Raw genomic sequence first — 13,880 nt, 5'->3', positions numbered from 1 at the left:
ATATTACAGGATAAGCCTCAGAAAGAGGACCATTATGGGTCGCATGATAGCCCCGATGGCTCCAGTAGCAACCAGAAGCAACAGGATAAAAATGCCGTAACGCTCCAAAAAGAACCATCCGGGCATCCACTGCCTCGGCAGCAGAGGATAGATGATTTTGGAGCCATCCAGGGGAGGAACGGGAATGAGGTTGAAGGCAGCCAGTCCTATGTTGACGTACACCATGAGAATCATGACCCGTCCCAGAGCGGGGATAGCCAGGAAGGGACCGGGGATAAGATGCAAGATCAGAGCTGTCACCGTGGCGCTCAGGAGATTTCCGGCAATACCGGCCACCGAGACCAGGACCATATCCCGGCGGGGTTTCCCAAAATACCGGGGATCGACGGGCACCGGTTTGGCCCATCCGAAGTGGAAGATCAGTAGCATGAGAGCTCCAATTACATCGAAATGCGCGAGGGGATTCAACGTAAGCCGACCGGCATTTCGTGCTGTGGGATCCCCCAATTGATAGGCCACCCATCCGTGGCAGAATTCGTGAAATGATATGGCCCACAGCACGGCGGGCAAGGTAAGCAGGATATCGGCTATCTGTCGTGACATGTGTTCATAGTCTCCCTTCATTCTCTCACGTTCTCTGAAATCGACGCACAACCCACTGGATCTCATCGTCCCTGGTATCCACTTCTCCGTCAAGTCGAGCTCGAAGAAGCTCCTCTAGAATCTGCCCCATCTCGGGGCTCTCCCGATACCCCATATCCAGGAGATCACCACCAGAGAGCATAGAAGCCACCTTGGCCAACCTGGTGAGGTACAGAAAAAGCCGACGACGGAAACGCCACCGATCAGTGGCGACAGCCCAGAAAAGGACGGCTACCGGAGAGTGCGTCCTCAGGTTCTGCACAAGCAAGGAAAAAGGCCTCTCCATCCTCCCACCGATTGACTCCTCAGAGGGACCTAATCCATTGAGACAATCCTCCAGGATGACTCGTTCTCGGGTACGCAGATTGAGTCGATCGGCCGCCCGAGAGCACAGGTCGACGGGGCTCTCCCGGAAGAGACAGGCCAGGGCGGCGATCCATCGATCATCTCCCATTGGGATGAGATCTCGATCAAGCCGTCGCAACGCGATCGAGAGACGCCGGAGAGCCTGAGAGACCCGAAGATTCACTCGAATCCCCGGGAAGAGAGGCTCCCAGAGGCCAAGTTCGGCCATACGGCGGACGATAGGCCACGGACGGAGCTCAAGAAGGGACAGCTCGATCTCCGACCGGAGCCGATATCCAGAGAGCCCGGCCCACAGACCACCATGAACGCAGTTGTTCAGCGACCGAAGAGCGTTGTCGTCCAGCTCAAACCCCAGTCGCTGCTCCAGACGAACCCCCCGAAAGATTCGGGTGGGATCTTCCACGAAGCTCAGGTTATGGAGAGTTCGAAGCTTTCTCGATATCAGGTCCCGACGTCCCCCAAAATAATCAAACAAGGTCCCCCACCGCCGTCGATCCACAGCCAGTGCCATGGCGTTGACGGTGAAATCCCTCCGGTACAGATCATGTTTCAACGAATCGCTGGAGACCGTGGGTTGAGCTGAGGGAAATTCATAGAACTCCCGACGAGCCGCCGCTACGTCCACCTTCCGTCCTGATAAGAAGCGAACCGTCCCAGTCTGGAAACGCTCATGGACGGAAACCTGGGCTCCTTCCCTCTCCCAGGATCGGAGGAAGGCTGGAACATCCCCCTCTATAACAAGATCGAGGTCGATCACCGACCGCCCAAGCAAAAGGTCTCGGACACATCCCCCAACGACATAGACGCTCATTCCCAGCTCCTGAGCTCTTTGCCCCATCCGTTCGATCAGAGCACGATCCGACGGAGAAAGGCCGTCGTCCAGCAAAGATGCCAGATTCTCCGTCCAGGGATATTCGCCGCCCACGCTTCGATACTCCGTGGAAACCGAGGCCGGATACAGGGCTCTCAGAAGATCCGTCCTCGTGAGGATACCCCGAAGCTCTCCCCCGTAGAGGACGGGCAGACGACCGATATTATAGGAGACCATGGATCGATGGGCCTCCTCGACGGACGCCTGGGATGAGATAGAAATGACGCCCTCGGTCATGAAGGTCCCCACTGTGGCTTCACCGTACCCGTGAAGCTGGGCCTTATCCAGATCCTTCCTCGTAATGAGACCGATCAGCCCACCAGCCCTGGTGACGGGCAAAGCGGAATGACCGTAGCGAAGCATGGTCCGGTAGGCGTCGTTCACCGAGCTGTCCTCGTCCACTGCCATAACCGGACTCGTCATGACGTCGGCCACGGTGATGGCCGAGACGATGCGCCCTTCCATGCAGCGTTCCAGCTCATCCAGAACATCGCTCGGCACCCGGTCAGAAACGGTTGCCGATGCCGCCTGAGGATGGCCTCCACCGCCAAGCGGTTTCAGAAGGGCCGCCACGTCCAGAATATCCTGACGACTTCGGGCCACCACGTAGGTCCGCCCCTCCATGCGGACCGCTGCCAGGACGACGTCGGCGCTGAAAAAATCCCGAAGCCGATGGACAAACAGGGAGAGCCCCTCGACGTAGTCCTGAACCGTAGCTTTGGTGAGAACCAGCCGTGCTCCGGCCACATAGCGCTCCCAGGCGTTTTCCACCAAAATATCCAGCATTCGCCGTTCCTGGCTGGACATCCCCGACTCCACGGCCGAGGGGATGAGGGTCAGATCGGCCCCAAAAGATCGCATCCGACACATCATATCGTAGTCTCTGTCGGTTGTCCCGCCGAAGATCAGCCCGCCTGTATCCTCATAGATCCCCAGTGCAAACAGGGTGGCCTCCTGAGGGGTAGGGACGAGGCCACGACGAAGGACCTCCTCGAGGATAAGGGTCGCCGCCGCTCCCAATGGCTCGATCAGGCTGAAGGAGGCCGGGATCGGATCGACGCAGGGCGGATGATGATCGTAGACGTGAACATCTACGTCGGGACGCCCTACCAAAGGGGATAGGACTCCCAGCCGACGAATTGAGCGGGTGTCCACAACGATCAGCTGGGTAACCTCATCCATGGGAATTTTCCGGGGCGTCAATACGGACCATCGATCTCTGTGCCGTTTCAGGAAATCCCTGACGTTCCGTTCCGCCGAACCGGAAAAACAAAGGACGCCGTCGGGATAGAGTTTCCCAGCGGCAACCATGCTGGCCAGAGAATCGAAGTCACTGCCGACATGACTGGTGATGATCTTCAACGACAGGCCTCACCGACGGCTCGCATAAAGGGAGGGTCGGCCCGAAAGACGTCGGTCACGACCATAGGCGTCGGAAGCCTCCTCAGCTCCTTCGCCGCGACGCCATGGATATCCCGAACCAGATGAATCAGAGTATATAATCTGACCTCCCAGTTTTCCGTCAGAAACTGGTCATAGCCGGTGTAGGCCGTTTCCACTCGGATCAGGCGAGCCTGGTAGGCCAGCCGACCCCGGAGGAGTGACGAAATGAGGCGACAGGCCTCGTTTCTGAACGAACACTGCATCGTGACGGCACAGACCGATCCCATACGGGCCATCTGAAGACCATGAGGTTCCAGGAGACGTCTCAGATCATTCGGAGTTCCGTCGTTCCAGAGGACCAGATCGGCCAGGGAACGTTTCTCCTCGGATGGCAGCAAGAACCGCTCCCGACGCTCCAACTCCTCCTGGGAAAAGCGCCCCCTGTTACGTTCTATCCGAACCTCCTGAGAAGCCGCCACGTACAAGGTCATATCGCACCAGTGGGGAACGGCGCTCTCGAACAGGAGGGGTATCTCGACGACAACCCACCCTCGTTCCGAGGTCAAAGCCCTCTCAATCTCTCTGCGTACCATGGGATGCACGAGGGAGCAAAGCCATCTATACTCCACCTCGTCCTCAAAAAAACGATTCGATATTTCCGACGGAATACTTCGGCCAGAATCGTCCAAAACACCGTCCCCCCACCGTTCCCGAACGGCATCCAAGAGCTCCGACCGAGTCCAGAGCTCCCGAACAAAGGAGTCGGCGTCAAAGCACCTGGCCCCCATGGAGGCCAGGATGGACGTTGCTGTAGACTTACCAGCCCCGATATCCCCGGTAACCCCCAAAACGAACATGACGCGTACCTCCCTTTCCTCGTACCTCCACATCCCGACACGACTTCGGGATCTCCCAGACGAACCGGGACGCATCGTTGTGCATGATAGATCCGAAAAGTCTCCGAAAGGTGACGTAACTCAGATACAGGCGTTCCTCAGCTCGGGTCATGCCCACGTAGCACAGTCGCCGCTCTTCCTCCAGGTCGTCGCCGGCCCCGTCCAGGGCCCGACTATGAGGGAAGATTCCCTCCTCCATGCCGACCATAAATACCACGGGGAACTCAAGACCTTTAGCAGCATGAAGGGACGAGAGGTTCACCCCATTCACCGAGACTGCCAGTTCCTGGTCGGTGTAGAGGGCAATCTCCGCCAGAATATCCTCCAGGGTCTGAGACCGGAGTGCCAGGGACGTGAGCTCCATGACGTTCTCTCGTCGCTCCTCGGCCTGGTCGGGGTAGGCATTATCCAGATACGCCCCATATCCAACGATGTCCAGAATATATGAGACCGAGGCGTTCAGATCGCCGTCAAAACCGAGAATAGCCAGCATGTGCCCAGCCAAGGAGCACGCCCCGGTGCCGCCCTTACCTTTGAGACCACAGCCTTCATCGGCCACCTTCGACCAGAGGGAGCGGGGATCCAGAGGAGAGGAAACGAGAAACCGCTCCAGGGTCGCACGTCCCTTAGCCCCCAATCCTCGGGCAGGGACGTTTGCGATCCTCTCCAGGGCACTGGTGTCTCTTGGGTTGACGGCAAGACGGAGATACGACACTACATCCTTGATTTCTTTCCGATCATAGAAGGCCATTCCTTTGACGACCCGATAGGGCACACCTCGTCTCATACATTCCTGCTCGAAGTTCCGGCTCAGAGCGTTCATCCTGTAGAGAACCGCCACATCGGAATATCGGTAGCCCCGGTCGATCAGGAATTCAACGGCGTTCATGACCATATGGGCCTCGTCCCGTTCGTCTCCGGCAGATACGATTTTGATGAGCTCACCGCCATCTCTATCGGTCCACAGGCGTTTTTTCGGTCGGTTGAGATTGTTACCGATCACGGAGTTCGCAGCTTCCAGAATAGTCCCGGACGATCGGTAGTTTTGCTCCAGGAGCACCACCGTCGCGCCGGGGAAATGACTCTTGAAATCAAGGATAACCGATAGATCGGCCCCCCGCCATCCATAAATAGACTGATCTGGATCGCCTACGACCATAAGGTTGGGCGATCCTCCGTTCAAAAGTCTGATCAGGGTGAACTGGGGACGGTTGACGTCCTGATATTCGTCCACCATGATCCAGTCGAGACGGCCCCGCTCTCGTTCAAGAAGCTCTCCATCGGTCGTGAGAAGATGAAGGGGCATAAGGATGAGGTCGTCGAAATCGAAGGCTCCCTGAGTCTTAAGAGATAATTGATATCGATCGTACAGGTCGCTCACCAAATCGTCAAGAATTGGCTTCATGGTGGTCGGATCGGCCGCGACCTTGCCCCGAGAAATACATTCAAGAACCCAGGACGGCTCGGTCTCCTCTGGCAGAGGCCCGTGCTCTTTCATGAGTTTCTTCACGAGAGACAGGCAGTCGTTTCGGTCGAAGACCACGAAATTTGGGCGGTATCCTCGTACCTCAAGGATATCTCTGTTTCGAAAGAGCATATGAAGACCGAAAGAATGAAATGTCGAGACCTGGCTGTGTTGGCCGTCCGGCCCCACCATGGACTCCACTCGGTCCCTCATCTCACGAGCGGCCTTGTTGGTGAAGGTCACAGCCAGAATCCGCCAGGCCGGTATCCCTCGTCCGATCAGCCACGCCACCTTGCTGGTCAGCACCCTGGTCTTGCCGCTTCCCGCCCCGGCAAGGACCAAAAGAGGACTCCCCTCGTGAGCGACAGCATCCCTCTGACGAGGGTTGAGGGGGCCGAGAATACGGTTCTCGATCATCCCTTCCGTTTCTCTCGAAGCCACCGATTTAAGAGATCAGGCCACCGTTCCATCCCGTCACCGGAGAGACAGGACAGGCCGAAACGCTCCGCCCTGGGGTTGAGCTTGATCACGTCATCCCAGTAAAGGTCCTGATCGAAAGGGACATGCGGTAACAAATCCGTCTTGGTCAGTATCACCGCCGAAGCCTCGGTAAACAGCAGGGGGTATTTCATGGGCTTGTCCGGTCCCTCAGGAACCGATGAGATGGCCACCTTGTGGTCCTCGCCGATATCGAACTCGGCTGGGCATACCAAGTTCCCCACGTTCTCAACGAAGACGATATCCAGCTCGTCGAGGGGCAACTCGTCCAGGGTATCGTTTACCCAGTGAGCCTCCAGATGGCAGCCGCCATCTGTGTTGATCTGGATGGTCGGGGTCCCCGTAGCCTCAATCCGCTGAGCATCCCTATCGGTAGCCACGTCTCCCTCGATCACCGCCGCTCGAAGACCATCTCGCCCCAGGGTTTTTTCCAGGAGGGTCGTCTTTCCAGATCCCGGCGATCCAATAAGGTTGACCATGAGGACCCCCTTTACGCCAAGACCCTGCCTGATTCTCTCAGCATAGCCCAGGTCTTCGGCCATGACAGCCTGTTGCACGTCGATCTTTTTCGTCGTCATCATTCCTCAACCTCCACAGAATCCAGCTCAAGTTCCATTCCCTGCTCCAGCACCACGTCCATCCCCCCACAGGACGGACAGAGATAGCCCAGTTTCTCCCGGCCCCATCGGGCACCGCATGCCGCGCAGAAAAACCGAACAGGTACGGGAATCAGAACCAGAGTCGCACCATCCAGAGAAGTCCCCCGAACCGAGACCTGAAAAGCAAAGATCATCGTCTCAGGGACCACCTGTCTCATGGCTCCGACCTTCAAGGTAACCGAGATGACAGCTTTCCAGTCATGGGCCTCCTTCATCTCCTGGAGAGAGTCAAGGAGAGCCGACACCAGAGACATCTCGTGCATGCCCGTACTCCCTTCATCGGCAAAATACGAAAAGGGGCCGCCAAGGCCCCTTTGGGATGACAACGACTATTTTGTCACAGGCTCAAGAAGGCCGTACCCTCCGGATTTCCTTTTATACACCACGTTCACAGCCCCATCGTCGGGGTTGGCAAAGATAAAGAAGGAATGCCCCAAAAGATCCATCTGCATACAGGCTTCCTCGGAACTCATAGGCTTCAGGGGAACTTTCTTAACCTTGACGATATCCTCCTGCTGCTCCTCCTCCATTGGCTGGTACACATCAGATAGAACACCGTCCAAGTTGAACGAGATATCGTGCGTCTTGAGATGGGCACGGTCGGTAAGATATTTCTTATGCCTCCGGATCCGCCTTTCCAGGTTTTTAAGCGCGATGTCGAAAGCCTTTCTGAGATCGCTGTCTCGTTCTTCCCCCCTCATGATAACTCCGTTGACGTTGGAGGTCACCTCGACGACATGGATGCCTCGGGTGAGGTTGAGTACAACCTGGTTATCCAGGATTTTGGGGAAAAATTTCTCCAGCTTGGAGAGTTTCCTCTCCATGTATTCCTTCAGTTCATCGGACAGATTGGTGTTGCGAGTTACGAAACGAATGTCCATTTATACTTCCTCCTTCCTCCAACTCTGGTATGTCGACAGACAACATGTGTATCGTCACGTCCGTATAATAAGTATAAACGACTTTCGACGAAAGGACGATATCCCTTGTAGATTTTCCACCCTTTTTTTGTTTAAATGGGTTTGATATACACAGTCCTACGGAGGAGATGAACGACGATATGATTCTTTCCACGAAAGCCAGCAATTTAGAACCTTCAGCTACTTTAGCGGTAGTAGCCAAAGCCAAAACGATGAAACGGGAGGGGAAACCGGTGATCTCTTTCGGAGCTGGTGAGCCCGACTTCACATCACCGGAATCGGCTCTTCGCTACGCCCAAGAGGCCATGGAGGCCGGTCACACCCATTACACACCGGGGACAGGGATCCCCGAGCTTAGAGAGGAGATCTGTCGGTACTACCGAGAGCGATTCGGCCTGAAATATCGTCCAGAGGAGGTTGTCGTGGGGGCAGGAGCTAAGATACTCCTCTACGAGGCCTTAAGCTGCCTGGTTGACCCAGGGGACGAGGTGATAGTGTTTGCTCCCGCATGGGTAAGCTATGTGGAACAGATTCGGCTCTGCGGCGCAAAAGAGGTCGTCGTCGAGACATCGGACACCGACTCCGTACCAAACCTCGAACGGGTTCGAGAGGCAATTCATACAAAGACAAAGTGCATCATGGTCAACACCCCGAACAATCCTACGGGGGCCGTTTACGACCGTGACACCCTCGTCGGTCTGGCACAATTGGCCATAGAGAAGGATCTGATCCTCATCTTCGACGAAATCTACGAATGTCTAGTTTACGGCGACGGGGAGCATCATCAGATCGTCGCTCTGGTCCCCGAGGTTCGGGATCGAACGGTGATCGTGAACGGTGTGAGCAAGGCATACGCCATGACAGGCTGGCGCATCGGTTACGCTCTGGGCCCCTCGAACATCATCTCAAAGGTGGGGGCCATTCAGGGACACCTGACCTCCAACCCCTGCTCTATCGCTCAGTACGCCGCACTGGGAGCCCTCCGCGAAGCCGAGGATGACGTAAAGGCCATGCACAGGGAGTTTGCTGCCCGGCGGAAGCTTATTCTGAAACTCATCGACGCCATGCCTCTGGTTTCCTTCACCGAACCTCAGGGAGCTTTCTACGTCCTGGTGGACATCCGACCATGCCTGGGCAAAGCTTACGAGGGCGAGGTCATCGCCGACGACGTTCACTTCTGTAAGAAGTTCCTGGAATCCTCCTACGTTGCCGTGGTACCGGGCAGCGCTTTCCTGGCACCGGGATTCATTCGAGTTTCCTACTCCAACTCCACGGACGAGATCACCGAGGGGATGAATCGGCTTGAGACCTTCCTGAAGTCCCTTTCCTAGAGGTTTTTCTCACATCTTCTGCATATACAGGCGAAAGAACGAGGTAGTACCGGGATGTGTACCGTCCGGTACTACCTCGCATATAACGGAAATGCTCGGGTTCAGGCTCTCACTGGACAACCCAACGGAAAGATTCGACCGTCTCCAGGTCTCCGATGTTCTCAAGCACTCCATACACCCGAAGCGACGACTTTGGGGGAATTCCCACGTCGAAGACCGCCGTAGCAACGCTCTTTCCTTCTCCATCGTTTAGAGACACTCTTGCTTGAAGGGGCTGAAAAAGCGCGTTATCGTTCATCACCGTCAGGTACAGCCGCCCCGATTTGACGTGGGGTTTCTCCCACCGAAGACCGAACACTCCGTCCACGTGGCCGCTTCGGGGCAAAGACGCCCAACAAGGAGACGCCAACAGTATGACCAACAGCAGAGCACTGATCGTCCTCAACCTTCTCCTCATAGACACTCTCTCCCTTCCCTCGTCTTTAATTCACAGGATTTTTCGGCGAATCTCCATCGAGAACCGCCAACACGTTGGACGCGGCCATGACGGCCATCGCCTCACGAGCCTCCCTTGTAGCACTACCGATGTGAGGCAGTAAGACAACATTGTCCAAACTGAGCAACGGATCATCCACAGCAAGAGGCTCGTCACTATACACGTCCAGACCAGCGGCCATGATATTTCCATCTTTTAAAGCCCTTACTAGACTCTCTTGATCAACTACATCGCCCCTAGCCGTGTTGATAAGTACTCCGTCGGGTTTCATCGCGGCCAGCTCCGCCGCACCGATAAGGTGGTGCGTGGCTTCAGTCAGAGGACAGTGAAGACTCACAAAGTCGCTTTTCCTCAAAAGCTCCTCCAGAGGAACCCAACTGGCATCCTGTACATCGGGCTTGGGGCCACTCGGCGTGTGATAGAGCACCGTCATCCCAAAGCCTCGTGCCCGCCGGGCCACAGCCCGAGCGATTCGTCCATATCCCACGAGTCCCAGAGTTGCCCCGAAGATCTCCCGCCCCAGGAGCATGGTGGAATGCCAACAGAGCCATTGACCAGACCTGAGAAATCGCTCGGCCTCGGAAAAACGTCTGGCAGCTGCCATAAGCAATCCAAAGGCCACGTCGGCCGTAGCCTCGGTGAGAACACCCGGCGTGTTGGTAATCCGAACGCCTCGAGCAATTGCCTCTGCCACATCGACATTATTGTAGCCCACAGCGTAGTTGCTCACCACCTTCACCCGGGGAGCATGATCAAAGAACTCGCCGTCGATCCGCTCGGTCAAGGTAGCGATAACCCCATCAGCGTCGGATACGACATTCAAAAAGACCTCCCTTGGAACAGGACCAGGCCCTTGCCACACCCGAAGCTCCACCCGATCCCGAAGGAGGCTGAGACCGACCTCTGGGATCTGATGACTGACATAAACTTTGTTCATACAAGACCTCCTTTGTAACAACTCATAAGTCAAACCACGCATATGACATTCAAAAACGTGATTCTAACCAACAGCCTCTCCGTTGAAAAACCCCAAAGCTCACGGTACAATAATATTAGCATACTTAAATAAAGCACCATCAATAATTGCATGGGAGGGATTATCGTGACAAGCTGGCTCGATAGGCACTTTCAGGTGAAAGAAGCAGGAAGCGACATTCGCACCGAGATCATGGCGGGGATCACAACGTTCATGACAATGGGGTATATCATCTTCGTAAACCCAGGTATCCTCTCAAAAGCAGGCATGCCCTTCGGCCCGGTAATGGTCTCCACGTGTCTCGCCAGCGCCTTCGCCACCACCCTTATGGCCATCATGGCGAACTACCCCATAGCCCTGTCCAGTGGCATGGGGCTCAACGCTTTCTTCGCTTTCTCCGTGGTCATCGGTATGAAGATATCCTGGGAAGTCGCCCTGGCCGCTATCTTCATCGAAGGAATCATCTTCATCCTTCTCACCCTGACCAAAGTCCGGGAAGCGGTGGTCAACAGCATCCCCAAGTCCCTCAAGATCGGGATATCCACGGGGATAGGTTTTTTCATCGCCCTGATTGGCCTGAAAGGAGCTGGTATTATTGTCGACAATCCAGCCACCCTCGTAGGGCTCGGAAGCCTGGCGGCTAAACCGGCGCTCCTGGCCCTCCTCGGCTTTGTGATTATGATGGGCCTTGAGGCACACCGCATCAAAGGCGCCATTCTCTGGGGAATTCTCGCGATAACTGCCCTCGCTATTCCTCTGGGAGTGGCCCCCATGCCCCAGGGATTTGTATCTATGCCGCCCTCCATCGCCCCGATCTTTATGAAACTCGACTTCTCTCAACTGGCCACCGGCACCTTCTGGATCATCGTCTTCACCTTCTTTTTCGTCGACTTTTTCGACACGGTAGGGACCTTGGTCGGAGTCACCAACCGAGCCGGGATGCTGGACGCCCAGGGCAACCTCCCCAAAGCCAGAAGCGCTCTCTTCGCCGACGCCGTTGGGACCACAGTCGGAGCCATGATCGGAACGTCCACCATCACGTCTTTCGTTGAAAGCGCCAGCGGTGTGGAGCAGGGTGGGCGAACCGGCCTGACTGCCCTGGTCACGGCCTTGTTGTTTCTTCTAGCCATCTTCTTCAGCCCCATCGTCTCCATCGTCCCGGCCTGCGCGACAGCACCGGCTTTGGTTATGGTAGGCGTGTACATGATGATGAGCCTTCAAGACATGGACTTCTCCAGCTTCACCGACCTGGTTCCCGCCGCAGTGGCCGTTTTCATGATGCCCTTCAGCTACAGCATTGCCACGGGCATCGAGTTCGGCATCCTCACCTTCGTCATCCTCAAATTCGTGGCCGGCCGCAGGAACGAGATCAGCCCGATCATGTGGGGACTCTTCGCCGTCTTCCTCCTCAAAGAACTGTTGGTCTAAAGGGCAGAGCCCGGAATCGCTGAGGGACGAGGTGCCTTTCCGCCCTTGTCCCTCTTTTGTCCCTTTTCGGTTGAAAGAGGCCAAAAAGGAAAGGAGTGAGGCAAGGTGAACGTGGCGCACAACCTAGCACAGGCTCGGGGAGACATCCCTGCTGATCTGGTCATCACTAACGTGATGGTGCCCAATCTCTTCAGTTTCGAGATACTCAGGGCCGACGTCGCTGTATCTGGAGATCGGATCGTGGGTATCGGTCAGGATTACGAGGGTGTTGAGACTGTAGATGGGGGCGGAGGGGTTCTCCTTCCCGGCTTTATCGACGGACACTGCCATATAGAGAGTACCATGGTCAGCCCTGAAGGATTCGCCGAACTCGTCCTTCCCAGAGGGACCACGGCCGTCTTTGCTGACCCTCACGAGATCGCCAACACATCGGGGATGGCCGGACTGGAGTACATGCACCGGGCGTCCCGAAAACTCCCCTTGGACGTTTTTCTCAACGCTCCGTCCTGCGTGCCTGCCTCCTCCTTCGAGACCCCCTTTGAGGAACTTGATGCCCTGGCCTTGACCGAAATGTTTCGTAGGGGATGGTGTACCGCCCTCGGCGAGGTGATGAACTATCCGGGGGTACTGAGCGGTGACCCAGCGGTCTGGGCCAAGATCCTGGTCTCGGGAGATCAGATTCGAACGGGACATGCTCCGGGCCTGATGGGCAAAGACCTGTGCGCCTATCTCCTGAGCCGATGCGACTCGGACCACGAGTCCTACACGATCCCCGAGGCCATGGACAAGCTTCGGCTCGGCATGTGGCTCATGATCCGATCCGGTGCCAGCGAACACAACCTGGAGGACCTGGCTCCCATCATAGTTCAAGATGAGCGCCGGTGCTCCCGATGTATGATGGTCAGCGATGACCTGAACGTCCCATACCTGATCGATCGGGGCCACATGGACGAGAAAATACGCATGGCGCAGGATCTGGGAATCAGCTCCCTGGCAGCCCTCCGGATGGTGACCCTCTCGGTCGCCGAGTACTTCGGCCTGAGAGACCGAGGAGCCATCGCACCAGGATACCGAGCGGATATGGTACTGGTGGACTCTCTGAAAACGTGCATCCCATGTTTGGTCTGGAAGGATGGGGTACTCGTCGTCGAAGATGGAATCCTGGTGGAAGGCCCTTTCCCCAGGGAACGACAATACCCATCGCCCAGGAGAGACACGCCGCTTCCCTCCGTGAAGGATCTGCTCATCCCTGCCCGGGGCGAGGCATCCATCCGGGTCATCGGAGTCAAACCAGGCCAGGTGATCACCGACCACCTCACCCTGCCTCCAACGATTCTCGACGGAAGAGTGGTCTCCGATCCAAATCGGGACTTGCTGAAGATGGTCGTTGTGGATCGAAACACAGGAAGCGGTCGGTTTGGCCTAGGTTTCGTACACGGCATGCGATTGAGACAAGGCGCCTTGGCCTCCTCGGTAGCCCATGACGCTCACAATTTCGGGGTCATCGGAACAAACGATCAAGACATGATTGCCGCCCTGACCGCGCTTCGGGAGATGGGAGGAGGTTTCGTCGCCGTAGACGACGGAGACGTGCTGGGCCGCCTGCCTCTTCCTGTAGGAGGGCTCATGAGCGACCAGCATCCCGAGGATCTTGCACAACGCTACCAGGAACTGGAGACGGCGATTCAAGCCCTCGGTTCTCCCCCCGAACATCCCTTCATGGTCATGGCATTTTTGTCTCTGTCGGTTATCCCGGCACTGAAGCTTACCGACCAGGGCTACGTCGACCTGAATGCCGGCGGTGCCCTGGACCTGTTCGTCTGATACAACAAGACGAACCAGGCACAGGGTAAGAAACAGTTCCGCTGAGGCCGCATACAGGATCAAGCCCCAGGATCACGATCAGGGGGGGGAGGGACCAGGAAGGTTTTATCCGCTCAGATGTGGGG

12 protein-coding genes are annotated in these 13,880 nt (G+C 56.4%); 3 read left to right on the top strand and 9 right to left on the bottom strand.

Annotated elements, in window-relative coordinates; translation table 11 throughout:
- Positions 1–3: 3 nt before the first annotated feature.
- The 7 genes from CSA35_04125 to raiA all read right to left on the bottom strand — a co-directional run bounded on the left by CSA35_04125 (position 4) and on the right by raiA (position 7,661).
- Positions 4–603, bottom strand: a complete 600-nt coding sequence (locus tag CSA35_04125) for a site-2 protease family protein (GenBank protein PIE54811.1) — start codon at positions 601–603, stop codon at positions 4–6.
- A 25-nt stretch (positions 604–628) separates the two neighbouring features.
- The gene (locus CSA35_04120; GenBank protein PIE54810.1) at positions 629–3,241 is read right to left on the bottom strand and encodes a hypothetical protein; all 2,613 of its coding nucleotides are present in this window, start codon (positions 3,239–3,241) and stop codon (positions 629–631) included.
- A complete protein-coding gene (gene coaE, locus CSA35_04115; protein PIE54809.1) occupies positions 3,238–4,152 on the bottom strand; it encodes a dephospho-CoA kinase in 915 nt (304 codons plus the stop codon). Before coaE ends, CSA35_04120 begins: the two co-directional genes overlap by 4 nt.
- Positions 4,079–6,040, bottom strand: coding sequence for an ATP-dependent DNA helicase PcrA (locus CSA35_04110; GenBank protein ID PIE54808.1), 1,962 nt, complete (start codon positions 6,038–6,040; stop codon positions 4,079–4,081). The genes coaE and CSA35_04110 overlap by 74 nt, the downstream gene beginning before the upstream one ends.
- Entirely contained in the window at positions 6,037–6,699 is a 663-nt protein-coding gene (hypB, locus tag CSA35_04105) for a hydrogenase accessory protein HypB (GenBank protein PIE54878.1), read from the bottom strand. The genes CSA35_04110 and hypB overlap by 4 nt, the downstream gene beginning before the upstream one ends.
- Positions 6,699–7,043, bottom strand: a complete 345-nt coding sequence (locus tag CSA35_04100) for a hydrogenase expression protein HypD (GenBank protein ID PIE54807.1) — start codon at positions 7,041–7,043, stop codon at positions 6,699–6,701. Before CSA35_04100 ends, hypB begins: the two co-directional genes overlap by 1 nt.
- A gap of 66 nt (positions 7,044–7,109) precedes the next feature.
- Positions 7,110–7,661 carry a ribosomal subunit interface protein gene (gene raiA / locus CSA35_04095; protein ID PIE54806.1) on the bottom strand — a complete coding sequence of 184 codons (552 nt, stop codon included), beginning with the start codon at positions 7,659–7,661 and terminating at the stop codon, positions 7,110–7,112.
- A gap of 179 nt (positions 7,662–7,840) precedes the next feature.
- Here raiA and CSA35_04090 point away from each other — a divergent pair, with 179 nt between their 5' ends.
- The gene (locus CSA35_04090; GenBank protein PIE54805.1) at positions 7,841–9,031 is read left to right on the top strand and encodes an aspartate aminotransferase; all 1,191 of its coding nucleotides are present in this window, start codon (positions 7,841–7,843) and stop codon (positions 9,029–9,031) included.
- 109 nt (positions 9,032–9,140) lie between these two features.
- Here the strand turns inward: CSA35_04090 and CSA35_04085 are convergent, their stop codons facing one another.
- Together CSA35_04085 and CSA35_04080 are read right to left on the bottom strand one after the other, a co-directional pair.
- Entirely contained in the window at positions 9,141–9,488 is a 348-nt protein-coding gene (locus tag CSA35_04085) for a hypothetical protein (GenBank protein ID PIE54804.1), read from the bottom strand.
- Between the two features lie 25 nt (positions 9,489–9,513).
- Positions 9,514–10,464 (bottom strand): D-glycerate dehydrogenase, encoded by a 951-nt coding sequence (locus CSA35_04080; GenBank protein PIE54803.1) that lies wholly within the window; start codon positions 10,462–10,464, stop codon positions 9,514–9,516.
- A 165-nt stretch (positions 10,465–10,629) separates the two neighbouring features.
- Here CSA35_04080 and CSA35_04075 point away from each other — a divergent pair, with 165 nt between their 5' ends.
- Positions 10,630–11,931: a guanine permease gene (locus CSA35_04075; GenBank protein PIE54802.1), complete on the top strand. Its 1,302-nt coding sequence runs from the start codon at positions 10,630–10,632 to the stop codon at positions 11,929–11,931.
- A 105-nt stretch (positions 11,932–12,036) separates the two neighbouring features.
- Positions 12,037–13,755, top strand: a complete 1,719-nt coding sequence (gene ade, locus CSA35_04070) for an adenine deaminase (GenBank protein PIE54801.1) — start codon at positions 12,037–12,039, stop codon at positions 13,753–13,755.
- The last annotated feature ends 125 nt before the right edge of the window (positions 13,756–13,880 follow it).

Origin of the sequence: Dethiosulfovibrio peptidovorans (assembly GCA_002748665.1) — a bacterium.
In the GTDB taxonomy this organism is placed as follows: domain Bacteria; phylum Synergistota; class Synergistia; order Synergistales; family Dethiosulfovibrionaceae; genus Dethiosulfovibrio; species Dethiosulfovibrio peptidovorans_A.
The sequence above is the reverse complement of the archived record's forward strand: the minus strand, read 5'-3'. Positions and strand labels throughout refer to the sequence as shown.

Coding starts and splice junctions, on each gene's coding strand:
- CSA35_04125 (PIE54811.1), bottom strand. CDS start 603: ATGTCACGACAGATAGCCGATATCCTGCTTACCTTGCCCGCCGTGCTG.
- coaE (PIE54809.1), bottom strand. CDS start 4,152: ATGTGGAGGTACGAGGAAAGGGAGGTACGCGTCATGTTCGTTTTGGGG.
- CSA35_04110 (PIE54808.1), bottom strand. CDS start 6,040: ATGATCGAGAACCGTATTCTCGGCCCCCTCAACCCTCGTCAGAGGGAT.
- hypB (PIE54878.1), bottom strand. CDS start 6,699: ATGACGACGAAAAAGATCGACGTGCAACAGGCTGTCATGGCCGAAGAC.
- CSA35_04100 (PIE54807.1), bottom strand. CDS start 7,043: ATGCACGAGATGTCTCTGGTGTCGGCTCTCCTTGACTCTCTCCAGGAG.
- raiA (PIE54806.1), bottom strand. CDS start 7,661: ATGGACATTCGTTTCGTAACTCGCAACACCAATCTGTCCGATGAACTG.
- CSA35_04090 (PIE54805.1), top strand. CDS start 7,841: ATGATTCTTTCCACGAAAGCCAGCAATTTAGAACCTTCAGCTACTTTA.
- CSA35_04085 (PIE54804.1), bottom strand. CDS start 9,488: ATGAGGAGAAGGTTGAGGACGATCAGTGCTCTGCTGTTGGTCATACTG.
- CSA35_04080 (PIE54803.1), bottom strand. CDS start 10,464: ATGAACAAAGTTTATGTCAGTCATCAGATCCCAGAGGTCGGTCTCAGC.